We start from the raw sequence: 21,788 nt of genomic DNA, 5'->3' as shown, positions 1-21,788 counted from the left end.
GCCACATCTCGATCGAAGGAGATGTGCGGGGGGACAAGGTGAAACAGTATCGGCCGCATATTCTTGTGGTGGTTGCCCTAGCGATCGTGCTGTCTGCGGGATGGCACGGCGCCATGCGCAACGCACTTACGGATCTGCGGTTTGGCTGGCAATCCCGCCCCGCCATCAGCGAAATCGTCGTGATCGCGATCGATTCGCCCTCCATCGATCAAATCGGCGTCTGGCCTTGGCCCCGCCGGTTGCACGCTGACCTGCTGCGGCAACTCGATCGCGCGGGCGTGCGGGATATTGCTTTCGACATCGATTTCAGCACCCCGTCTGATCCGAAGACGGACGAGGAGTTCGTGAAAGCACTGAAGGAGTCTGGCGGTTCGGTTATTCTGCCCACGTTCAGACAGCCTTCTCCGATCGGTGGCGGCATACACGTCAACCGTCCGCTGAAGCAGTTCGCCGCTCACTCATGGTCAGCGATCGTGAATGTTGCAGTCGAGCCTGATGGACTCGTGCGCCGTTACCCGTTCGGCGACAGATTGGAGGGCGAATTCCTTCCCTCGATGGCTGCGGTATTGGCCGGCCGACATGACGATCGCAGTCAAGCTTTTCTGATCGACTTCGGCATCCGCTCCCGATCTATTCCCACGGTCTCCTATGTCGACGTCCTGAGAGGCGACGCCACGACTTTGGAGAAACTGAAGGACAAGAAAGTCATCGTCGGGGGCACGGCCCTCGAGTTGGGTGATCGATTCAGCGTGCCAAACGGCGCCATCGTCTCCGGCCCCATGCTACAGGCGCTCGCCGCGGAATCGATCCTGCAGAACCGTACCCTGCGCTGGACCTCCGGCAGTGCGACGGCAATCGGCCTTGGGGGCCTCTGCCTGGCGATGATGCTGATCTGGCGTCGTTTCGCTCCCGGCACTCGCGTTGCAGCGCTGGTCGCGACCGGCGCCGTGGTCGAATTGACGGCCGCGTTTGTCCAGCTGAAGTGGCCGCTGGTGATCGATACGTCCCTGCTCGACATCGCAATCCTTGTGTACCTGTGCGCAATCGCACTCGATGAAATCGATTTCCGCGGGCTCCTGAGCCGCATTGCCGAAAGCCGGTTTCATCGCATTGCGATGTCGCTTTGCGACGGACTGGTCTGTACCGACAAGGACCACCGGATCACAGTGTGGAATCCCGGTGCCAGCACGATCTTCGGCTACCTGCCGGCAGAGATGATCGGCCGGCCTTTCGAGATACTTTGCGCCGAGAGTAACGGTGGCCGCGCCGGTACCTTTTCGATGCGAGAGGCGGCGCGGCAGGCGCTCCTGGTCCCTGGCGAAGCCGTGGTAGTGGAGTTCGAGGGGCGGCGAAAGAATGGAGAGGTTTTTCCGGTTGAGGCAAGCTTCTCGGGGTGGGAAGGTACTGATGGTTTTCAGTACGGTGCAATCCTCCGCGACATCTCGATACGAAAGCGCGAGGCCGAGCGCATCAGATATCTCGCCGAGCATGACACCCTGACGGGGCTTGCCAACCGCAACACGCTCGACAGCGTGCTAGCTGCCTTGATCGCGGCAGCGGAAACGCAGTCGGGCAAGGCGGCGCTGCTGGTAGTCGGACTCGACGGCTTCCAGCGCATCAATGATATGCTTGGCCATTCGAGCGGCGACGTCCTGCTGTGTGCCGTCGCCGAGCGGCTGAAAGCCGAGGCCGGCGGCATGGCGGTGGTGGCGCGCCTGAGCGGGGATGAGTTTGCGATCGCGATCGACTGCGCGTCCGTGAGTGAGCCCGTGGGGCAGTTCTCCGAACGCATCGCGCGCGCGTTCGATCATCCGCTTGCGGCAGGGGCACGTCATCACCGCGTGAAGGCCAGCATCGGCGTGGCAATCTATCCCGAAGGCGGCCGCAGTGCGGACGATCTGTTGAGCAACGGCCACCTCGCGCTCTGCCGTGCCAAGGCAACCCGGCGCGGTCATCATGTAGTGTTCGAACGCGCGATCCGGGAAGAACTGGAGAATCGGCTGACGCTCGAGGCGGAGCTTGCGTCAGCGATCGACCGCAACGAGTTCGAGATGTTCTATCAGCCGCAGGTTCGCTTGATGGACGGCAGCCTGATTGGTGTCGAAGCGCTGATCCGATGGCAGCATCCCGAGCGGGGTTGCGTCTCGCCGGGTGAGTTCATGCCGGTCGTCAATACGTCCGCATTGTCGGAGCGTATCGCGCGTTGGGTGTTGGATACCGCGCTGAGGCAAGCCAGGGAATGGGAGCTGGCGGGCAAGCGTATCCGCGTCTCCATCAATCTGTCGCCCTCCCAGCTGCATACGGGAGACCTCGCCGGAACGGTCTCCGAGCTGCTGCGCGCCAGCGGCCTCACGCCCTCGTTGCTGGAGCTGGAAGTCACCGAAGACATCCTGCTGATCGATGAGCAGCGCGTCCTCGATACGTTCAAGCGCATTCAAGAACTCGGCGTTCGCATCGTGTTCGATGATTTCGGCACCGGCTACGCGAGCCTCAGCTATCTGAAGAAATTCCCCCTCGACGGGCTCAAGATCGACAGATCCTTCGTCATGGACGTGCTGGGTAACTCGGACGACGCTGCGATCGTCGGTTCGACGATCACGCTGAGCAAACAGCTCGGCCTGAGCGTCGTCGCTGAAGGCATCGAAAGCCGCGCCACGGTCGAGTTTCTCCTCACCTTGGGCTGCGAGGAGGGGCAAGGCTATTTCTTTGGCCGGCCGATGCCGGCTGAAGTCTTCGAGCGCGAATTCCTGGGGTCGCAGGATACCCTGCAACGCGTTTGCAGGGCGGAAGCGGCCGCCTGAGAACCACGTTGTTCCAGTAAAGACAACCGCCGAATCGCTATCATTGGCTTGCGGACGGACGCTCGATGTTTTGGGTCGCTGACACGTGAGGGATTGCCGACCCGATGCGGCCAAGGCCGCTGCCGCGCATGACGCAGGGAAATGCCGCGACTTGCGGCTCGACATCGGCCGCGGCCTGGCGCTGTGGTTCATCTTCATCGATCACATTCCCGGAAATTCGCTCGCCTGGCTGACGCTACGCAACTAAGGCTTCAGCGACACCACCGAGGTCTTCGTGTTCGTTTCGGGAACACCTGCATGCTGGCCTATGGCAGCGCCCTGCGCGAGCAGGGCTGGGTTACGATCGTTACCCGGGCCGTGCGCCGCAGCCTGGAGATCGTGATCATGGTCGGCGCCGCAAATCTTGCAACCCGGGAAGCGCGCCTTGATCGGCGCGGTCCGAAGCTGTTCTGACGAAGTGCTCTCGGAGCGGTTTCGGCTAGCGGCGGCGGGCGACCGCGACACCGAACAGAAAGGCGACAAGAAGACTTGTGAGTGGCGCCTCACGAGCAATCGCGCTGATGGTCGCAAGCGGCTTACCCGGTCTGCGCGCGTCCTCGAGGGCCGAAGTGAGGTTGTCGACCGCGGCGCGCAGGCCTGCCGTGACCTCGCCGAGCGTGCGGGATACGTCTGTTGCAGTGTCGATAGCGCGCTCAGCCATCCCGGGCTGGAGGGTGGGGGAGGATGGTTCCATGCTCATCTCTGGAGCCCTGTGCCTGATCTTCCCGATGCGCCGGATGGGGGGAGCGGCCGCCGCCCTTGGCTATCCTCGCGAGCGCCTGTTCTGGACAGCGGGGGTCTCTCGACCATTTGGCTATCCGTGATAGTCGCCGTTGTGAACGGCGGCGACGGCGTCGCGTTAAGAATGCGGTTCGCCGCATTTGGTTCCCGGCCCACCGCCGAACTTTCCGAGGCGGCGACATTCCGAAACCGTCGCGATTCTCTGCTAGCCTGAGTGTCGGATGGCCCATCAGGAGGTTGTCGTGATCGACCGGACGAAGTCGGATCGGCCCATGCGGATCGCCGTGCTCGGCGCTCCCATCGATATGGGAGCCTCGCAGCGCGGGACCTTGATGGGGCCTGCGGCGCTCAGGACGGCGGGTCTTCTGAGCTTGCTCGAAACTCTCGAGCTTGAAGTCGAGGACTACGGCGATCTCTCAGTTGTCGGCGTCCGCGAACTGACCGACGCGCCGCCTGACAAGGCCAACCACTATCGCGAGATCCAACGGTGGACCGGCATCGTAAGCAAGCGCGGTTACGAGATAGCCCAGACCGGTGCCGTGCCGATCTTTCTCGGCGGCGACCACACGCTGTCCATGGGTTCGGTCAACGCAGTGGCTCGCCATTGGCACGAGCAGGGCCGTGAGCTTTTCGTCCTGTGGCTCGATGCGCACGCCGACTACAACACGCCGGCAACGACAATATCGGCAAACATGCACGGGATGTCGGCAGCATTCCTGTGTGGTGAACCGGGCCTCGAGAGGCTCTTGGGTGCTGAACCGCGCGCCTCCATCGCTCCCGATCAGCTGGAACTGTTCGGCATCCGTTCGATGGACAAGCTGGAACGCGAGCTGCTGCGCGAACGCCGCGTCGGCATCGCGGACATGCGCCAGATCGACGAGTTCGGGGTCGCGGTTCTGGTCCGGCGAATCATCGACAAGGTGAAGGCCCGTGGCGGCGTGCTGCATGTCAGCTTCGACGTCGACTTTCTAGATCCCTGCGTCGCCCCCGGCGTGGGCACGACTGTGCCCGGCGGGGCGACTTACCGCGAGGCGCATCTCGTGATGGAGCTCCTGCACGACTCCGGCCTGGTTCGTTCGATGGATGTCGTCGAACTCAATCCATTTCTCGACGAGCGAGGGCGGACCGCACGCATCGCCGTCGAACTGGTCGGCAGCCTGTTCGGCCAGCAGATCACAGACCGGACGACCCCCAGCAACGCGATTTTTCCGGGCGAATGAACAGCCGCGAGCGGTGCGGAGCCCTTAGAGTACGCGAATGCGACGATGCTGTCCGGCAGCGTGCGTCCGCGTCACGCGTCTGGGAACTTCGCATGCGCCGTTTGAGTTGTTAGTGGGAGGTCATTGCAGGGCCGATAACGATGGACGCTGATCGCGAAAGAGGAAGGTCGCCTTCCACCTCGATGATCCGCCACCCGGGGATAATCGCGCTGGCGGTTGCAGTATTTGGAATTGGCGCAATCGTGGTTGTCGACTATGGACCGTGGAGCAGGGCGAAGATTCAGACTGCGGAACTCGCCATGTACCGGACGACCGGCGAAGCAGCCCGTGCCGCCGGAGCGGCAGTCACGCCGACCACGCCGAAGTCCCCGATCGAACCGGAACAGGCGGGGCCGAATATCTCGCGTAGAGTGAATCCCGTGATCCCCTAGCGCACGGTCAAGAGGCCTTTCGCCCATAGTTTAACAGTCCACCTGTTGTTTTCGGCGGATGTGCGCGCAGAGCTTCTTCATTGAGTTCGGTGCCCCAGCCGGGCCGGTCCGGAACGATGAGGTGTCCGTCTTGGATTTCGGGAAGGTGAGTGAAGAGTTCCTGATCCCAAGCCAGGCGATCGATATCGATTTCCATGATTCGCAGGTTCGGTACCGCGGCGCAGAAATGCGCGTTCATCATCGAGCACAGATGACCGTAGAAATTGTGCGGAGCAACGTTTAGCTCGAAAGCTTCTGCCGCGGCGGCAATCTTCATCGACTGCCAGACTCCGTTCCATGGCGTGTCGATAATGGCCACATCCATCGCCTGCTCGCGGAAATAGGGCAGGAACTCGCGGAGCCCCAGCAGCGTCTCGCAGGAGGAAATGGGGTGCGGGCTTTGTCTGCGGACGTAGCCGAGCGCCTCCGGGTTGAAGCTGTCGATCTCGACCCAGAACATGTCGAGATCCGCGATCGTGCGCAGGATCTTCAGATAGCCTTCGGTCTTGGCGTTGAAGTTGCAATCGAGGAGGAGATCGACATCCGGTCCAGCGCCGTCGCGGATTGCCTCAAGATGCATGCGCAGGTCGTGCAGGACCTTGCGGTCGACGTTGATTTCCGCCGCGAAGGGTGAACCAAAGCCGGGCCGCCAGCCCGTGGGTTTGCCGTCGTCGTAGGTGAAGATGTTGGTCTTGAGCGCGGTGAATTTCCTCTCGCGCACCTCGCGCCCCATCGCCTTCACGCCATCGAGGCTTTCGATCGGCGGCTTATACCAACTCGGGTGGTTGATACGCCAGGTGGCGCAATGGGACCAGTACAAGCGGACCCGGTCGCGAATCTTCCCGCCAAGCAGCTCGTAACAGGGAACGCCGAGCGACTTGGCCTTGGCATCGAGCAAAGCATTCTCGATCGCTCCCAATGCCTGGGCGACCACGCCGCCCGCCGCCGGACGTGTTGCCGCGAACAGTTCGGCATGGATGCGTTCGTGCCGGAAGATATTCTGTCCGATCACGCGGGTCGACAGGCGCTGGATCGCCGCGGTCACGCCTGGAGACCCGAAACCCTCGTCGAATTCACTCCAGCCTACGACGCCGTCTTCGGTTGTGAGCTTGACGAAATGGTAGTTTCGCCAGCCGGCGTCGCAGGAAAGGACGTCGAGGCCGGTTGCCTTTGATGATTTCGTCATATCGCTCCCTTCTTGCTTTGCCCCTTTTTCGATTAGGCTTTTTGCCCATTATGCCCATGCTTCCGCATTCGATCTATCCCTCCGCGCAAGCGGGCTGAACCATGGGAGCCGACGAATGGGGCTGGTGCCCGTTGGCGGCCAGCCTTTGAATTGCTGCGCACGAAGGGTCGGACACCCGTCCGGCCACGATCTTTCCTTAGATCGTCCTGAAAATGCGCCAGTATCTGACATTTTCGGCCACAATCGGAACCGACCATCCGGCCATGAAGACGTTAGCCGTTATGTCGATTCTGGCGCTGCTCACGATGGGGGGAGCCGCCATTTCCGACCAGCTTCTCATCAGCAATCGGCAGGCGGCGCAAATCGTGAACTAGCGCCCGCTCGGCAAGCGTTATCTTGGGGGATGATGCGATGCTTTCCGTAGACCAGTTTCTCAGGTTGATCAGCGTTCCGGCCCTGTTCGCGGCCTTTATCATTGCATCGCAGATTTCGGCGGCGCTCACTCCGACCTAAGCCACACGTGGCCGAGCGCAGCGGCGGCCTGATCGGGCCGAGCTGAGGCGTCCCGGTATCAGTTTACGGATTTCCGCAAGAACGCCTAATGAGGGAGCCTCCGCTTTCGTGGGTGCGACCGTTCTGTGTCGCCTCAGCCGATCACGAAGGACCCGAACAGGGCGAGGACGGCGAGCGCCATGAGCGCCGTCCCGACCCATCCAAGCCCTATCAGCCATGAGCGTGCCCTAAAGCGGCCCATCAGCTTGGAGCTTGAGACGATCACCATCATCATCGCCATGATCGGTACGGCGACGATGCCGTTGAGGACGGCGCTCCAAACCAGCATGTTGATGGCGTCGATGCCGGTGAAGCCAAGGCCGAATCCGATGACAGTGGCAGCTGCGATGATGGTGTAGAAGCCCACCGCGTCCGGTGCCTTTGCTTCCAGCGTGGCAGGCCATCCGAAGACTTCAGAGACGCCGTACGCGGCAGAACCGGCCAATACCGGTATGGCCAGCATGCCAGTGCCGATGATTCCGACCGCAAAGAGCAGAAAGGTGAACTCGCCGGCGAGGGGCCGCAACGCCTCGGCGGCTTGTGTCGCCGAGTTGATGCTGGTGATGCCGTTGGCGTTCAGGACGGCGGCCGTGGTCAGAATGATGAAGAACGCAATGGCATTCGAGAAGATCATGCCGATGATCGTGTCGAGCCTGATGCGCTCGAGCTCGGTATCGCCGCCGCTGGCGACCTCGCGAAGCGGGCGCCGGTTCTTGCCCCGGTTCATTTCCTCGACTTCCTGCGAAGCCTGCCAGAAAAACAGATAGGGGCTGATGGTGGTGCCGAGAACGGCCACCACCATGAGAAAGTAGTCGGCGCTCACATTCGGCTTCGGCCAGACGGCCGCGAGCAATGCGGTACTCCAGGGGATCTCCACCATCAGCGCAGTGCCGACATAGGCGAACAGGGCGAGCGTGAGAAACTTCAGAACTGGAGCGTAGCGGCGATAGGGGACGAACACCTGCAGCAAGGTCGATGTCGCCGCAAAAATGAGCGCGTGCTCGTGATTGAGCCCGCCGATCACCAGCGATAGCGACTCGGCCATCGCGGCGATGTCGGCGGCGATATTGAAAGTGTTGGCTGCAACGAGCAGAGAGATCAGCGTGAGCACGACCCAGCGCGGCGCGACCTCCACGACGTTTGCCGCAAGACCTTTTCCGGTCACACGACCGATCCGCGCGCTGACGAGCTGGATTGCGATCATGAACGGGGTGGTCAGGAACACCGTCCATAACAGGCCGAAGCCGAACTTCGCCCCTGCCTGTGAATACGTCGCAATGCCCGACGGATCGTCGTCGGCCGCTCCCGTCACCAATCCCGGACCGAGCAGGCGCAACAGCATCCTTGCGTTCTTCTTGGATCCGGAGAGGGTGGTTTCGGCCATGAAGGAATGCTGTTTGATAGGTCCTGTGCCTGACGCGCCATTAGCTCTCTTCCATGTAAACGCGAGCCAAGCAACGAAGGTTCCGCGGGTCGGACGACCCGACGATTTCAGGGGCCGGTCACATCGAAACGCTGCTGATGCGTTTGACACGTCGGGCAAATCACAGGCATATCGCCATCATCGAAAAATCATCGACTCCGCGGTTGGTATCGACCGCGGGATTTTTGTTGGCCGAGTTGTCCATCCGGTATCGATCGGTTTCCGCCGGGTTAGCGTATGCTGACGAACTTGCCCCAGGCGGCGGCCAGTCCCGCGCCGACCAGCACGATGAGTGGATTGTCGCAGAACGGACTGCCGTAGGTGCACATGGTGGTGCCGAGCGCGCCGATCTCGCGATTGCCCGCGGCATAGAACAGTCCAGACAGCACGACCAACATAGTGGCGACGAAGTACATCGGTCCCTCCTGTTCGACGCACGGACATAGGCCGTGCTGCGCAATGACCGGCGTTGGTTGACCTCGCTGATTTGCCGATCATCAGGCGGTTGACACGTCGGGCAAATCAGGGGCATATCGACATCATCGAAAAAATCATAAGGCCCGCGCCGCGCAAATCGGCAGCGGGCTTTTTCATGTGCACTGCACTCATTCGCAAGTCGGTTTCAACCGGCCAAAAGCATTTGCTGCATTTTTGATAAAGTTTGACACGTCGGGCAAAGGTGCTTGGGCTTGGGTCAACCGATCCGCTGGCGGGGTTTGCATCCGTAACAGCCAACCTTGTGGTCTCGTTCTATTTCGCCAAGCGCGGGTTTGAGAATGTGGCGAGGATTATCCGGCGGTGAGTGATAGAGCTGACGAGATCCGGGCGATTGTCGTTCAGACACTTGCCGAGCAGCAAAAGCTGCAGCACGAAAGCATCGACTCGATCGTCCTGAAGGCCGTTGCCACCACGCTGAATTCGTTCGGCCTCGACGAGGATGATCGGCGCGAGCTGCGCGCCGATCTCGCGCACTTACGGCGCTGGCGCAAGAGCGTCGAGCAGGCCCAAAGCTATACCTTCAAGGCTGCAATTACCGTGATCGTCGCGGGTTTCCTTGGTGCTCTGTGGCTAGGGATCAAGGTCGCGTTGGGAAGGTAGAGCTGACTCCGGTTCGCCCGCTTTCGGTCTATGCCAGATCATGACGAGGTGCTAATTCTGCGCCATTAGGGCATGGGGCATGACTTTCGTATCGTGGCAATTCGGCATTTTCGCTGCGGTAGTATTCGGGGCGTACTACTTCCCGCCGTTCAGGAAATGCCAGGTCCAGTTGCTGGTGATCGCCAGCATTTTCTTCTATGGTTATGGACAGCCCGAACTGGTGCCGCTTCTCCTCCTTGCGGTGCTCGGCACCTATGTCTTCCTTCTCCTGGCCTTCCGCAATCGTGCGACCTGGATGCCTGTCGTCATCACCTTCAACCTCGCGTTGCTCGCGTTTTTCAAGTACAAGTTTCTGTTTCTTGATGCGGCATCGAGCCGCCTGAGCGACATTGCGCTCGTCGATTTCCTGTTGAGACTGCCGCTTCCGATCGGCATTTCGTTCTTCGTGTTTCACAACATCAGTCTGCTGGTCGACCTTTCTCGGCAGAAAGGCGAGCCTGTCAGTCTGACCGGCGTCTTTCTTTATATCATATTTTTCCCACAGCTGGTTTCGGGTCCGATCACCCGTGCCGCGATTTTCATGCCGCAGATCGCGCCGAAACGCCTGCAGGATGTTCAATTTGTTGATGCGGCCAGATGGATTCTGATCGGATACTTCTTCAAGCTTTATGTGGCGAACAACCTCAATGAGATGACGTCCTATATGGACTTTCCTCTCTATGAGACTCTTCAGACGCAGGACCGGTGGCTTCTCGTTCTCCTTTACAGCTACCAAATCTATGCGGATTTCTTCGGCTACTCCGCGGTTGCGATTGGCCTTGGGTTGCTGTTCGGTTACCGACTCCCGATCAATTTCAATCTGCCGTACATATCCACTTCGTTCTCGGAGTTCTGGACTCGCTGGCACATCTCTTTGTCCACGTGGTTACGAACATACCTCTATGTTCCGCTCGGAGGTAATCGGCACGGCGCCGCAAGAACCTATCTAAATCTGATGATTGTCATGATGCTTGGCGGACTCTGGCATGGAGCCGGTCTGAGCTATGCGCTCTGGGGAACAATGCACGGAATGCTGCTGGTGATCGAGCGTCCTCTCCTGGATCGTCTCCATGCAATTGATTCGGCAAGTTTGCGAGCGGTTCGCATGCTGGTCGTGTTCTTCTGCGTCACGATGCTCTGGATATTCTTCAAACTGCCGGATTTCGGCCAAGCACTGGATTACCTGAAGGGTATGTTCGTGCCGACCAACAATCCCAATCCCCCAAAGCTGTTCTACAATCTTGCGCTGCTCTATTCTTTGCCGGTCCTGATTCAGCATCTCGGTTTTGGATCGTTGGCGTCTCAGCGTTTGTCGCGGTGGGAGCCCTACTTGTATGGTCTGATGGGTGCGCTGGCATTCCTGGAAGCAGGCCCAGACACTGCATTCATCTATTTCCAATTCTGACGGATCAATGCGGGAAGGAATGGGCTGGTTATCTAGATGCCTGCTCGGCGCCGTGATGCTTGTGCTGGCGTGCCGAGTCGCGACGGCATGGTTCGGTGCTGGCCTTGCGCAGCCGACGGTCACAACGCGCGACGGCAGCCTAGTCACGCTCAATCGCTATGTCCGAGAACCGATGCCTGATGTTGTTCTCGTCGGAAGCTCCGTTACCTTCCGGTTGAAGGAAGATTACTTTCTGAATGGGAAGGTGCGAAACCTGGCCCTGGCAGGTGGATCGCCGCTGACCGGGTTGATGGTCGTCGCAAATCAACCCAAGCTTCCCAAGATCATTCTGATCGAAACGAATGTCCTGTCTCGGGCGGTCGACACGCGACTGGTTGAGAAATTTGCGGGAATGAGCCGACCTGATCCGCTGTTCTTTCGTCCGGTTAGGACCGCCGTGGCAGCGTATGAGACCTGGCTGCACTCCCCGCCTGGTTACGCGCAGATGCATGCGGCACGCGACAAGCTGCTCAGCCAGGCGCCAAGCAACTTCGATAACCACGTCTTTGCCGAGCGTGCACTTCGGCAGATGAACGAGGAGTATCCGGTCGAAGCCGTTCGGGCCAATGTGGAGGAGCTGAGGCGGCAGCTCGAATTAATTGAGGGCCGTGGGGCGAAAGCTCTCCTAATCGAGGTACCCTATTCGCAAGCGATCGAAGGGTCTCGCTTTGTTGAGCTCACGAAAGAGAGTCTCCGCAGCGCATTCCCGGATCCAGCGTTGTGGCTTCAAATTGATGCACCGAGAGCCGAACTGCGTTGGGCTGACGGCGTCCATCTAGATGAGCGCTCCGCTGTGCTTGTCGTGCGATCGATCGAAAAGGCTCTCGCAGACAGGTCAACCACCAAGCCTTCCAACTGAGATACTTCCTGGTTCGATTTCACCGATAGTTCGGCACGACGGCGTATCTGGACAAGCCTTCGTCCGACGGGAGTCCTGTGCGGCGATCCTGTTGGGGTCGCACGTCGAAACCCGCAAAGAAGCAACCGGCCGTAACTTGGTCGAACGGACCTCAACGTGGGATCCCTGGGAGAGCGCATGTACCGAATTCGGGCGGTGGATGGAGGTGATGAGGAGATCGCCGAGACGTTGAGCGACCTTCACCGTCTGACATTCTTCGATAGCGCTCCTATCCCGGACTTCGAATCGGGCTGCTGGTGGTTTGCCTGTTGCGCTAGCCAGCCAATCGGGTTTGCCGGTCTTGTTCCGTCGACGCATGTGCCTAATTCCGGATATTTTTGCCGTGTTGGCATACTGAGGCCGCATTGGGGCCGTGGGCTTCAGCTGCGCCTGACGCGCGCGCTGGAAGCGCAAGCGCGCCGCAATGGCTGGGATTCCGTCGTCTCGGACACGACGGACAACCCGGTCTCGGCCAATAACTTCATCAGAGCGGGGTATCGGCTGTACCAACCACAATTTCCCTGGGGATGGGCGAACACGCTCTACTGGAGCAGGCAAATGAAAGCCCGCTAAGGCGCAATCCGATGCGTTCTTGAGCCCGGCAGCCAATGGCTGCCGGGCTTTTTTTGCTGTCTGGCGAAATTCTCCTTGGTCGATCGATAGGTCCGTACACCGGCGGGGACCAGTCGAAGGGCTGGATACCGAAGTAGCTGTGGACTTGTCGAAGCGGTCCCTTAATGTCGGGGCCCTAAAGGCAAGATAGCCGATAACGAGGGAACGCTGATTATGACTGCCAAGCCGCAGTTGCCGGAGCGCGGGGCGCGGGCAACTGGAAGTCCCACCGCGCTCGATGGCGTGTTGGTCATCGATTTTACCAGGGTGGTTGCGGGGCCCGCCTGTACTCAGACGCTCGCCGATTTTGGCGCGGAGGTGATCAAGATCGAGAACCCGGACGGCGGAGATGATACGCGGGCCTACGAGCACGCCGAGATCGGGGGTGAGAGTGCTGCCTACCTCAGCTTGAATCGCAGCAAAAGAGGAATTGCGCTGGATCTCGGGGTGCCAGCAGCTCGCGAGGTCGCTCGAGAGCTTATCAGCAAGGCAGACGTGGTGGTGGAGAACTTCTCCGGCGGGGTCATGAAAAAGTTCGGACTCGATTACGAGTCCGTGGCCGCAACCAATCCGCGGCTGATCTATTGCTCGATCTCGGCGTACGGGCGGAAAGGCCCGTTTGCAACTCGCCCAGGATTTGATCCCATCACTCAGGCCGAAAGCGGCTTCATGTCGCTCAACGGCTTCCCCGATGGCCCACCGGTTCGTACCGGCCCGCCGATTGTTGACGTCGCGACGGGGATGGCGGCCTGCAACGCCATCCTGCTTGCTCTGCTTGCCCGCGATCGGCTTGGCCGCGGACAAAATGTCGAAGTCGCATTGTTCGATATGGCCATGGCAATGACGAGCTTCTTCGGCATGGCCTATTTGATCAGCGGCCAAAATCCGGGCCGTTTTGGCAACTCCCCGAATGGCGTACCCACGGTGGGCATGTACGAAGCCTCGGACGGTCCGCTCTACATGGCGTGCGCGAATGAGCGGCTGTTTCGCCGGTTGGTCACCGAGGTGTTCGACCGGCCGGATCTTCTTGCCGATCCTCGGTTCGCTGTTCGCAAAGCACGGCTGGACAACAAGGAGCAGCTTCGCGCCACCTTTGCCGAGATTTTCGCAGGCGACCGGCTCGAGAACTGGATCGCCAAGATGAAGGAGGCCAATGTTCCGGTTGGCTATCTTCGAACCGTCGAGGAGGGGTTTAATGCGCCGGAGGCGCGCGAACGCGATCGGCTAAGCCGGATTCCACACCCAACAGCAGGGTGGGTTCCGAACATCGAGTCACCGATCAATATGAGCCTGACACCGGCCACAGATCCCGTAGCTGCGCCTCTCTTGGGCGAGCACACCAGGCAAGTGTTGCGGACAACGCTCGGCTATGATGACGGCCGGATCGCCGAGCTTGCCGGCATTGGCGTCTTCGGGAAGGCTCTTGCGGTCGATGAATCTTAAGCTGCTGCTGGCAGACCTGCCGCGCTCCGACAGTAGGGCGCGCCAGCCTTGGCTTGATTTGGCGGAGGTTCAGCCGCATAACTGTCCTACTGTGAGGGACGTCAGATGGCGGGTGTTGGTCAAAAGCCAAGCGTAACTCAGATTGCCGGAGCCGAGTCCGACGACGCAGCCTACGCGCTGTTGATTGCTCGAGCGCAGGAGCTCATCCCGCGATTGAAGACGCGGGCGGCACGGACCGAAGAGCTTCGCCGGCTGCCCCCGGAGACCGAGCGCGATTTGCACGAGGCCGGTCTGTTCAGGATCGTTCAGCCCAAGCGTGTTGGCGGAGCCGAACTCGATTATGTTGCGCTCATCGATTGTGCCGACTTGCTTGGACGAGCTGATGCATCCGTGGCCTGGAATGTCGTCAACCTTGCAAGCCACCACTGGATGCTGGGCATGTTCGACGAGAGGGCGCAGGACCGGGTCTGGGGCAGCGCGCCAGATGCGTTGATCGCATCCTCGTTCATCTTTCCGGCGGGAAGGGCAACGAAAATCGAGGGGGGCTATCAGTTGCGCGGTAGCTGGCCGTTCTCCTCGGGTGTCGCCTCCTGCGAATGGAACAGGCTCGCCAGCGTCGTCTACTCTGACGATGAGGCCGACGGTATCGGATATCGGATCTTCCTGCTTCCCAGGAGCGACTACAGGATTCTAGACACCTGGGACGCAGCTGGGCTGCGCGGAACCGGCTCGAATGACGTAGAGGTCAGGGACGCCTTTGTCGCCGATTACATGAGTGTTGCCGTCAGCGATCTTGCCGGCGGCCCGACGCCAGGAAGTGCGGCCAACCCAAACCCGCTTTATACGTTGCCCGTGTTCTCGTTGTTCCCGTACGTGCTGTCCGGCGTAGCTACCGGGAATGCGCAGGCGTGCCTTGATGATTACGTCGAGGTCACGCGGCACCGTGCATCGACCTACAACCGCGCCAAGCTGGGTGACTTGCAGAGCACGCAGATCAAAATCGCAGATGCTTCGGCAAAGATCGATGCCGCGCGACTGATCATGCGTTCCACTTGTGTCGAAGCAATGGAACAAGCGCGTCGCAGCCAGATCCCTGATATGGCGACCAAGACCAGGTACCGCCGCGATGGTGCCTTTTCCGTCAACCTCTGCACTGCTGCTGTCTCGATGCTGTTTGCGGCAAGTGGCGCGAGGGGACTACTCACGAGCGGGGTGTTGCAGCGGCAATTTCGCGACGCCCACGCAATCAACTCCCATCTCGCGTTCAGCTTCGACGCAGCCGGAACGAACTACGGCCGCGTGGCGCTTGGTTTGCCGTCCGAAAACCTGACGCTTTGAGGCCGGCCAATGAACGACGCGCCAAAGCATCCGACCGCGGTCCCGGCCAATGAATTGGCGAGCGACAGCTCGCCCATTGATCCGCGTGATTTCCGCAACGCTCTCGGTACTTACGGCACAGGCGTTACGATCATCACGGCCGTCGCGTCTGACGGTAAACCGTACGGTTTCACCTGCAATTCGTTTGCCTCGGTATCGCTGAACCCGCCGCTCGTCCTTTGGAGTCTGGTGATCTATTCCTCGAGCCTGACGGTTTTCCAGGACGCCAGCCATTTCGCGGTCAATGTGCTCGGCACTTCGCAGCAGGGACTCGCAAACAAATTTGCCAGATCGTCTGAGGACAAGTTCGCGGGAGTCGATTGGACGCCAGGGCTCGGCGGCGCTCCTCTTCTTCCGGAATGCGTTGCCAATTTCCAATGCCGCGCCGTGAACCGCTATTACGGCGGCGATCACGTGATCTTTCTCGGAGCTGTTGAAGCTTACTCCTACAATCGGAAGGAGCCGTTGCTGTTTGCGCGCGGCACCTACGGCCGGTTTATGGCTGCCGACGACCGCTCTAAGGCCGACAATTCCGCCTGATGGACGAGATCAGTCCGGTCCCCAACTACGCGGTGGATCCCGATGTCGCCAAATCTCCGGCAACCGTCGTTCAAGGTTGATGCCGGCCTTCCATCTCCACACGTGGTTTCCGGGGGAGGGGTTCGGCCACGTCGTGACCCATCATGTGCCGATTGGCACTTTCGACGGGCCACATCCGTTCTTCGGCAAGCTGCTGTAGTCAGCTTGCCTTGGACATTTCCTCGTCTTCCGGCGAGTTAAGATAAACGCCGGACATGGTGTCGACCCAGCACAGATGGTCGTGCACCTTCTTTACCCCATCGATGTTTTCGGCCGCTACGACGGCCGCCTGCCGAGAGCGCTCCTCGGTGATGACACCGCTCAAATGAACGATGCCGTCACGAACGATAACGTTCAGGCCGAATGGGCACCAGTCGTTCTTTTCCAGCACCTCAATAATGCGGTTGCGAATATGATCGTCATCCGCAGTCGGGTCGGGCACCTGCTTGGCGAGGCTTGCCACGGCCTGGAGCAGGTTGGCGCGGGAAACAATGCCGACTACCTCGTCGCCGCGAACAACCGGCAGTCGTTTGACATTGTTTCTTTCCATCAGGTTGGCGATTTCCGCCAGCGAAGTATCTTCAGTGATGGTCAACGGCGGGGCGGTCATGATTTCGGAAACCTTCCGGCCGTGCTCATGCACAAAATCGCTGGCCGACTTGCCCGGGCCAAGAATGAACTTCAACCACCGCCCGCGCTTGCGCTGAGTTCCGATCTCGCTGCGGCGAATGAAGTCCCCCTCGGAAACGATGCCGACGAGCTTGCCGGCCTCATCCACCACCGGCAAGCCACTGACGTGCCGCTCGAGCATCATATTCGCGGCTTCTACGATGGTAGTTTCGGGTGTGACCGAAATGACCGATCGGGTCATGATTTGGTGGGCGCGCATGGAGGTCTCCGGAAGTTCGAGCGATTATCGGAAATAGGCTAATCCAAGGGACGCTGGCCGATTTGACCCATATCAATGGGGACAGCACCCCCTTGATGCAGCTCAATGTGGTGCCAATTACTAACCATATCTTCCAACTTCGAATCTTGCGACAAGCTAGGAGGTCGGGATGACTGAATCGGCCAGATTCCATGATGTCACGGCCGAACTGGCGGAGTCCAATGCGATCGCTCGACTGGGCGAGGCGAACAAGCATGCCATGGACTTCCTGTTCGGTGCACAACGGATTTTTCTCGAGGAAGTCGTTTTCATGAACGACGAGCTCCTGGAGCGGTTTCGGACCGAGTCGCATCTATTCGCTGAATATATTTCGAAACTGGCCGGGTCTCATTCCGTCAAGGATCTTAGGACCATGTGTCAGGAGTGCGGTCAGCATCAGCTCGACTTTATCAGGCGCGACTGTGAACGGATTTTTAAGCATGGCGAAAGGCTAATTGAGACAACGTCGAAGCTGGTCGACAGCCGGCCGCGAATTTGATTTGAGTTCGCAGGCGCCACCAGTTTCGAATATCAACAACTGAAGAGCCGAAGGAATGAGTGTCGTTACGACCTCGACCCTCGTCAAGCCCGAGCTTGTAAAGCCCACCGTAGTGTCAGAGGTCCCTCTGCCGGTGAGGTTTGCGGGTGACAGTGATGTTCGTGGCGTTACCGTCGAGCAGCCTGCTTCCGAGTCCCGACTGGGATCCGACTCCTATGAGGCCGATCGGGCCTTCCACGCCATGGTGGCGCGGCTGACTGGCGGAATTTCGCCGGTTGCCATGTCACTCGCCTATATCGATTGGGCCGCGCACCTGATCGCTGCCCCGCAGCGTCAGATGGCAATCGTGCAGGACGCGTGGCGCAATGCCGGTCGCCTATTCGGGGCTGCACTCCACGCCGGCTCGCCAAACCAGGAACCATGGTCGATCATCAAGCCGCAGCCACAGGACCGGCGTTTTTCGGCGCCCGAATGGCGGAATCCGCTCTTCAATTTGCTGGCGCAGGAGTTTCTGGCAAGGGAGCAATGGTGGCACAAGGCCACGACCGGCGTGCGTGGCGTTGCGCCGGCGAACGAAGCGGTCGTCGAGTTCTCTGTGCGGCAGGTGCTCGATATGCTCGCGCCATCGAATTTCATAGCCACCAATCCTGAAGTGCTACAGAAGGCGCTTCAGAGTGGTGGGGAGAACTTTGTTCGGGGCTGGCAGAACTGGTGCAGCGACCTGAGGCGGGCGCTGTCGGGCGGCAAGGCGGCTGCCGCCGATCAGCCATTCGTGGTTGGAAAGACGGTCGCCACTTCACGCGGAAAGGTGGTTTACCGGAACAAACTGATCGAGCTGATCCAGTACTCTCCAACCACCGAAATGGTGCATCCGGAACCAATCCTGATCGTGCCGGCGTGGATCATGAAGTTCTACATTCTCGATCTGTCGTCGCGCAATTCATTGGTGAAATACCTGACCGGCGAGGGCTTTACGGTCTTCATGATTTCCTGGCGTAATCCTGGCGCGGACGATCGCGAGATCGCTTTCGATGACTATCGCAAGTTGGGCGTCAGGGCCGCACTTGATACCATCGGATGCATTGTTCCGCGTCGCAGGATCCATACGCTCGGCTATTGCCTCGGCGGCACCTTGCTGTCGATCACCAGCGCTGCGATGGCGCGCGACGGCGACAACAGGTTGAGGTCGATCACGCTGCTGGCGGCGCAGACCGATTTCACGGAAGCCGGCGAGTTGACGCTGTTCATCAACGAAAGCCAGGTCGCATTTCTTGAAGACGTGATGTGGGAGCGCGGCTTCCTTGATACCACGCAGATGGCGGGCGCGTTCCAGCTCCTGCGTTCCAATGACTTGATCTGGTCGCACCTTTCGCACGACTACCTGATGGGTGAGCGCGCGCAATCCAGCGACCTCATGGCCTGGAACGCCGATGCCACGCGCCTGCCGTACCGAATGCATTCGGAATACTTGCGCAGGCTCTTCCTCAATAACGCTCTGGCCGAGGGACGATATCTAGTTGACGGCAAGCCGATCGCGCTTTCTGATATCCACGCTCCGATGTTCGTGGTTGGAACGCTGAGGGATCACGTGGCGCCCTGGAAGTCCACATACAAGATCCACTACCAGGTCGATGCGGACGTCACCTACGTTTTGACAAGCGGCGGTCACAATGCCGGAATAGTAGCGCCGCCCGGCGAGAACGGGCACGTCTATCAAGTCATGATGAAGGCTGCGGATGCGCCCTATATCGGTCCCGACGAGTGGTTGAAGGTCGCCCCGCGCTTTGAAGGGTCGTGGTGGCCGGAATGGGTCAGTTGGCTCAAGGCGCATTCCGGCGAGCCCTGCGAGCCGCCGCGAATGGGTTTTGATGCGACCGAGGATCTGCCTGATGCGCCCGGTGATTACGTCCGCACCTAACGGGCTCTCTGAGCGTCAAACACGAAACAGCTTCAACTTGTCCAGCTTGTCGTAGGCCGTTGCCGCCGTTAGCAGCAGCCGCTTTTCCCGTTTGCGGCTGATGAAGTGAGGGATCGCATCGGACTTCTCGCCATACAAGGCGGCGGCCAGCGCTTCTCCACGTGCAGCATCATTGAGCTGACCGAGGCAGCGCTGCGCCTTGCGCAGATGCTTGAGGGCGGTTTTCTGCTTCGAGAACCGTTTGTCCGAAAACAGATCCTGAAGCGATTCAATCGAATAGGTCAGGCGCTTGTTGAGCAGCCTCAATTGATGGCGCTCGTTGACATTCATATCCTTGAGCTTGCGGGATTTCTTTAGGAGTTTTTTTTCCCATGCCGCCAGTTGTTGCGTGGCGAAGGTGCCGATAGGAGTGCCGCGCGCCTTGACCTCCTCCTTGCTCTTTGAGGTGGACCACGGCCCACCGTCGATCCAGTTTGAGGTGTTTTCAATCAGGTTCCGGTATCGCGCGGATTTGAGCACCCGTGCCAGCAGCCGGTGTCCCAATTCCCGCTTTTCGTTCCAGGATTGGACTTGGGATAGGGCCTTCGGATCACCCCCTGCCGCCCGTCTGATTGTGTCGATCGCTACGTCCAGGTCCCGCACCTTGCCGAGCTGGCCGTTCAACCATTTCAATCCGGCCCAAATGCGCCGGCGTTCCGTATCGTCAATTATCGGGGAGAAGAAACGGATCGTGGTGCGCAGATGCGTGAGCGCAATTCGTATGTCATGCAGAGCGGTAACGTCGCCATCACAAGTGCCGTCGTGCTGCGCCGCGACCGCATCGAGGTAACGGCGCGCCATGATCCGGAAGGCGACATCACACGCCATGGCCGAGTTCAGCCGGGAAAAGCCCCGAGTAGACGCCCGGCCGGTGTTGTCGGCTGTCCGAAACGCTGTTTCAAACTGCGCCATACGCTCCGGCCAATCAGATGGCCTGCCCCTTGTCAGCGATCCGGCTTCGACACTGTTCGAGCGTCTGCTCGGGTGTCCCGGATGCATCGATGATCGTCCAACCGACGCTACCAATACTATATTGCTCCTGTAGCGCCGCAACCTCCGGCGTGGCGTCCGAGGCGTCGCCTTGCCGATGGCCGACGCGTGCCTGCCGGATCGCCAAATCGGCCACAAGGAAGAAGGCTGAAAGCGGCACTCTGAGCTCGCTCGCGATTTTGGCAACAGCGGTTCGCTCGTCCTCTTGTGCGAACACGGCATCGACAATGGCCGAATGGCCATGCGCCAGGACAGAATTCGCGCGCCGCAGGAGCGTCGCATAAACCTGTTCGCCGGCCTCGCGGCGATAGGCGTCCGCCGGCAGCCGTTCTGTTTCGCCTACCCCGAACAATTGCTTTCGCAGGACATCGCTGCGGAACACAACGGCTCCGGGCTGTGGCGCCACGAAGGGCGCAAGCGCACGCGCCAGAACTGATTTTCCGGTACCCGATAATCCACCGATGGCAATCAATCGAGGCGCGGGGGGACGAATCAAGGATTGCGCAAGCTTGAAATATTCGTGTGCGTCCGCGAGTGAGCCGGCGTGATCGGCGTTTGGCCGCTCGAGCCGGGCGATCAGCACCTGTGCGCGGATCGCAGCCCGCATGGATAGAAACAGAGCAAGTGCTGCTAGCCCTTCAAGATTTTCGACCGAAGTCGTCCCGAGATAGCGGTTGAGCACGACATTGGCCGCCAAGGGTTGCCCATAACGCAGGAGATCCATCAACGGAAAAGCGAGGTCGTAGAGCACATCGACAGAGGCGATCGTTGGGTCGAATTCGATGGCATCGAACAGGACGGGCCGATCCGCGATCAGGACGATGTTCGCCAAATGCAGGTCACCGTGGCAGCGCCGCACATGGCCGCTTCGGCCGCGTTCTTCGAGGAGACCCCGGACACAGGCGAATATCTCATGCGAGGTCCTTCCCAGGTCTTCGATCTCGCTCGCCGGAAAACGGGCGCCATTCTGCAGACCTGCGGTGTTGCTGTCGATGAGAGCTGGAATCGACTTGATCCAGCGCGCTGCATCGGCGCCAGGGGCGATGGCATGCGAGACCGAGATCGCATCGGCGATGTCGGAGGCGAGCTTCGCGTCGAGAGGACCGGCTTTGGAGAGATGATCGAGCGTTTGCTGCTCGTCAAAACGGGACATTTCCACCGCAAATTCGATCGGCACGCCTTTGCCGTCCACGCTCAGCAATCCGTCCGGGTCTTGCGTGATTGCTACGACCCCCCGATAGATCCGCGGCGCAAAGGGCCGGTTGATCCTGATCTCTTCTTCGCAGGCGGCCTTGCGCTTTTCCAGGGTCGAATAGTCGAGAAATGGAAAGTGGACTGCCCTTTTTATCTTCAGGGCCCGGTCACCTTCCAGAAATACGGAAGCTGCGTGCGTGTCGATCCGCAGCGTGCCAGGATGAACAGCCGGATCGGTGAGGTACGCGAACACGCGCTCCTGGATCGCTGCGTCGTTTTGGGTTGAAGCATCCATTGG

At 59.9% G+C, this 21,788-nt stretch carries 20 protein-coding genes and 1 pseudogene; 14 read left to right on the top strand and 7 right to left on the bottom strand.

What is annotated here, in order from left to right; genetic code table 11:
* The first annotated feature begins 38 nt into the window (after positions 1 to 38).
* The gene (locus HY852_RS05900) at positions 39 to 2,801 is read left to right on the top strand and encodes an EAL domain-containing protein (RefSeq protein WP_291603408.1); all 2,763 of its coding nucleotides are present in this window, start codon (positions 39 to 41) and stop codon (positions 2,799 to 2,801) included.
* Positions 2,802 to 2,886: 85 nt separating this feature from the next.
* Positions 2,887 to 3,179 (top strand): annotated as a pseudogene (gene opgC / locus HY852_RS05895) (OpgC domain-containing protein); the annotation flags it as partial.
* A gap of 100 nt (positions 3,180 to 3,279) precedes the next feature.
* Here opgC and HY852_RS05890 read toward each other — a convergent pair.
* The gene (locus tag HY852_RS05890) at positions 3,280 to 3,540 is read right to left on the bottom strand and encodes a hypothetical protein (RefSeq protein ID WP_291603406.1); all 261 of its coding nucleotides are present in this window, start codon (positions 3,538 to 3,540) and stop codon (positions 3,280 to 3,282) included.
* 283 nt (positions 3,541 to 3,823) lie between these two features.
* On the opposite strand from HY852_RS05890, the gene rocF reads away from it, so the two are divergent.
* Both rocF and HY852_RS05880 read left to right on the top strand, forming a co-directional pair.
* Positions 3,824 to 4,801, top strand: a complete 978-nt coding sequence (gene rocF, locus HY852_RS05885) for an arginase (RefSeq protein ID WP_291603405.1) — start codon at positions 3,824 to 3,826, stop codon at positions 4,799 to 4,801.
* A gap of 140 nt (positions 4,802 to 4,941) precedes the next feature.
* Complete coding sequence (locus HY852_RS05880; RefSeq protein WP_291603404.1) at positions 4,942 to 5,232, top strand: hypothetical protein; 291 nt, start codon at positions 4,942 to 4,944, stop codon at positions 5,230 to 5,232.
* Positions 5,233 to 5,239: 7 nt separating this feature from the next.
* On the opposite strand, the gene HY852_RS05875 is transcribed toward HY852_RS05880, so the two are convergent.
* Positions 5,240 to 6,457, bottom strand: coding sequence for a mandelate racemase/muconate lactonizing enzyme family protein (locus HY852_RS05875; protein ID WP_291603403.1), 1,218 nt, complete (start codon positions 6,455 to 6,457; stop codon positions 5,240 to 5,242).
* Positions 6,458 to 6,669: 212 nt separating this feature from the next.
* Between HY852_RS05875 and HY852_RS05870 the strand changes: the two genes are divergently transcribed.
* Entirely contained in the window at positions 6,670 to 6,831 is a 162-nt protein-coding gene (locus HY852_RS05870; protein WP_291603402.1) for a hypothetical protein, read from the top strand.
* A 272-nt stretch (positions 6,832 to 7,103) separates the two neighbouring features.
* Here the strand turns inward: HY852_RS05870 and HY852_RS05865 are convergent, their stop codons facing one another.
* Both HY852_RS05865 and HY852_RS05860 read right to left on the bottom strand, forming a co-directional pair.
* Positions 7,104 to 8,393, bottom strand: coding sequence for an NRAMP family divalent metal transporter (locus tag HY852_RS05865; RefSeq protein WP_291603400.1), 1,290 nt, complete (start codon positions 8,391 to 8,393; stop codon positions 7,104 to 7,106).
* A gap of 269 nt (positions 8,394 to 8,662) precedes the next feature.
* On the bottom strand, positions 8,663 to 8,848 hold the full coding sequence (locus tag HY852_RS05860) for a hypothetical protein (RefSeq protein WP_291603399.1): 186 nt from the start codon (positions 8,846 to 8,848) through the stop codon (positions 8,663 to 8,665).
* Positions 8,849 to 9,230: 382 nt separating this feature from the next.
* On the opposite strand from HY852_RS05860, the gene HY852_RS05855 reads away from it, so the two are divergent.
* From HY852_RS05855 to HY852_RS05825, 7 genes are all read left to right on the top strand, one after another.
* Positions 9,231 to 9,530: a hypothetical protein gene (locus HY852_RS05855; RefSeq protein WP_291603398.1), complete on the top strand. Its 300-nt coding sequence runs from the start codon at positions 9,231 to 9,233 to the stop codon at positions 9,528 to 9,530.
* Between the two features lie 79 nt (positions 9,531 to 9,609).
* A complete protein-coding gene (locus HY852_RS05850; protein WP_291603397.1) occupies positions 9,610 to 10,974 on the top strand; it encodes an MBOAT family O-acyltransferase in 1,365 nt (454 codons plus the stop codon).
* Positions 10,975 to 10,993: 19 nt separating this feature from the next.
* Positions 10,994 to 11,872 carry a hypothetical protein gene (locus HY852_RS05845; RefSeq protein WP_291603396.1) on the top strand — a complete coding sequence of 293 codons (879 nt, stop codon included), beginning with the start codon at positions 10,994 to 10,996 and terminating at the stop codon, positions 11,870 to 11,872.
* A gap of 177 nt (positions 11,873 to 12,049) precedes the next feature.
* Positions 12,050 to 12,484: a GNAT family N-acetyltransferase gene (locus HY852_RS05840; RefSeq protein WP_291603395.1), complete on the top strand. Its 435-nt coding sequence runs from the start codon at positions 12,050 to 12,052 to the stop codon at positions 12,482 to 12,484.
* A gap of 213 nt (positions 12,485 to 12,697) precedes the next feature.
* Complete coding sequence (locus tag HY852_RS05835) at positions 12,698 to 13,966, top strand: CoA transferase (protein WP_291603394.1); 1,269 nt, start codon at positions 12,698 to 12,700, stop codon at positions 13,964 to 13,966.
* 105 nt (positions 13,967 to 14,071) lie between these two features.
* Positions 14,072 to 15,304 (top strand): acyl-CoA dehydrogenase family protein, encoded by a 1,233-nt coding sequence (locus HY852_RS05830; RefSeq protein WP_291603393.1) that lies wholly within the window; start codon positions 14,072 to 14,074, stop codon positions 15,302 to 15,304.
* Positions 15,305 to 15,313: 9 nt separating this feature from the next.
* Positions 15,314 to 15,883: a flavin reductase family protein gene (locus tag HY852_RS05825; protein ID WP_291603391.1), complete on the top strand. Its 570-nt coding sequence runs from the start codon at positions 15,314 to 15,316 to the stop codon at positions 15,881 to 15,883.
* Between the two features lie 199 nt (positions 15,884 to 16,082).
* Here the strand turns inward: HY852_RS05825 and HY852_RS05820 are convergent, their stop codons facing one another.
* Positions 16,083 to 16,811 carry a CBS domain-containing protein gene (locus HY852_RS05820; RefSeq protein ID WP_291603390.1) on the bottom strand — a complete coding sequence of 243 codons (729 nt, stop codon included), beginning with the start codon at positions 16,809 to 16,811 and terminating at the stop codon, positions 16,083 to 16,085.
* Positions 16,812 to 16,980: 169 nt separating this feature from the next.
* On the opposite strand from HY852_RS05820, the gene HY852_RS05815 reads away from it, so the two are divergent.
* Both HY852_RS05815 and HY852_RS05810 read left to right on the top strand, forming a co-directional pair.
* Positions 16,981 to 17,349, top strand: coding sequence for a hypothetical protein (locus tag HY852_RS05815; protein WP_291603389.1), 369 nt, complete (start codon positions 16,981 to 16,983; stop codon positions 17,347 to 17,349).
* Between the two features lie 55 nt (positions 17,350 to 17,404).
* The gene (locus HY852_RS05810) at positions 17,405 to 19,267 is read left to right on the top strand and encodes an alpha/beta fold hydrolase (RefSeq protein ID WP_291603388.1); all 1,863 of its coding nucleotides are present in this window, start codon (positions 17,405 to 17,407) and stop codon (positions 19,265 to 19,267) included.
* A 15-nt stretch (positions 19,268 to 19,282) separates the two neighbouring features.
* Here HY852_RS05810 and HY852_RS05805 read toward each other — a convergent pair whose 3' ends face one another.
* Both HY852_RS05805 and HY852_RS05800 read right to left on the bottom strand, forming a co-directional pair.
* Entirely contained in the window at positions 19,283 to 20,134 is an 852-nt protein-coding gene (locus HY852_RS05805) for a CHAD domain-containing protein (protein WP_291603526.1), read from the bottom strand.
* 97 nt (positions 20,135 to 20,231) lie between these two features.
* Positions 20,232 to 21,785, bottom strand: coding sequence for a bifunctional aminoglycoside phosphotransferase/ATP-binding protein (locus HY852_RS05800; RefSeq protein ID WP_291603525.1), 1,554 nt, complete (start codon positions 21,783 to 21,785; stop codon positions 20,232 to 20,234).
* Positions 21,786 to 21,788: the final 3 nt, after the last annotated feature.

Source organism: Bradyrhizobium sp., from assembly GCF_016213215.1.
In the GTDB taxonomy this organism is placed as follows: domain Bacteria; phylum Pseudomonadota; class Alphaproteobacteria; order Rhizobiales; family Xanthobacteraceae; genus Bradyrhizobium.
The sequence above is the reverse complement of the archived record's forward strand: the minus strand, read 5'-3'. Positions and strand labels throughout refer to the sequence as shown.

Bases quoted from the DNA above. Each gene is read 5' to 3' on its own strand.
- HY852_RS05890 (WP_291603406.1), bottom strand. From the start codon at position 3,540: ATGAGCATGGAACCATCCTCCCCCACCCTCCAGCCCGGGATGGCTGAG.
- HY852_RS05880 (WP_291603404.1), top strand. From the start codon at position 4,942: ATGGACGCTGATCGCGAAAGAGGAAGGTCGCCTTCCACCTCGATGATC.
- HY852_RS05875 (WP_291603403.1), bottom strand. From the start codon at position 6,457: ATGACGAAATCATCAAAGGCAACCGGCCTCGACGTCCTTTCCTGCGAC.
- HY852_RS05870 (WP_291603402.1), top strand. From the start codon at position 6,670: ATGCGCCAGTATCTGACATTTTCGGCCACAATCGGAACCGACCATCCG.
- HY852_RS05865 (WP_291603400.1), bottom strand. From the start codon at position 8,393: ATGGCCGAAACCACCCTCTCCGGATCCAAGAAGAACGCAAGGATGCTG.
- HY852_RS05860 (WP_291603399.1), bottom strand. From the start codon at position 8,848: ATGTACTTCGTCGCCACTATGTTGGTCGTGCTGTCTGGACTGTTCTAT.
- HY852_RS05850 (WP_291603397.1), top strand. From the start codon at position 9,610: ATGACTTTCGTATCGTGGCAATTCGGCATTTTCGCTGCGGTAGTATTC.
- HY852_RS05845 (WP_291603396.1), top strand. From the start codon at position 10,994: ATGGGCTGGTTATCTAGATGCCTGCTCGGCGCCGTGATGCTTGTGCTG.
- HY852_RS05840 (WP_291603395.1), top strand. From the start codon at position 12,050: ATGTACCGAATTCGGGCGGTGGATGGAGGTGATGAGGAGATCGCCGAG.
- HY852_RS05835 (WP_291603394.1), top strand. From the start codon at position 12,698: ATGACTGCCAAGCCGCAGTTGCCGGAGCGCGGGGCGCGGGCAACTGGA.
- HY852_RS05830 (WP_291603393.1), top strand. From the start codon at position 14,072: ATGGCGGGTGTTGGTCAAAAGCCAAGCGTAACTCAGATTGCCGGAGCC.
- HY852_RS05825 (WP_291603391.1), top strand. From the start codon at position 15,314: ATGAACGACGCGCCAAAGCATCCGACCGCGGTCCCGGCCAATGAATTG.
- HY852_RS05820 (WP_291603390.1), bottom strand. From the start codon at position 16,811: ATGCGCGCCCACCAAATCATGACCCGATCGGTCATTTCGGTCACACCC.
- HY852_RS05815 (WP_291603389.1), top strand. From the start codon at position 16,981: ATGACTGAATCGGCCAGATTCCATGATGTCACGGCCGAACTGGCGGAG.
- HY852_RS05810 (WP_291603388.1), top strand. From the start codon at position 17,405: ATGAGTGTCGTTACGACCTCGACCCTCGTCAAGCCCGAGCTTGTAAAG.
- HY852_RS05805 (WP_291603526.1), bottom strand. From the start codon at position 20,134: ATGGCGTGTGATGTCGCCTTCCGGATCATGGCGCGCCGTTACCTCGAT.
- HY852_RS05800 (WP_291603525.1), bottom strand. From the start codon at position 21,785: ATGGATGCTTCAACCCAAAACGACGCAGCGATCCAGGAGCGCGTGTTC.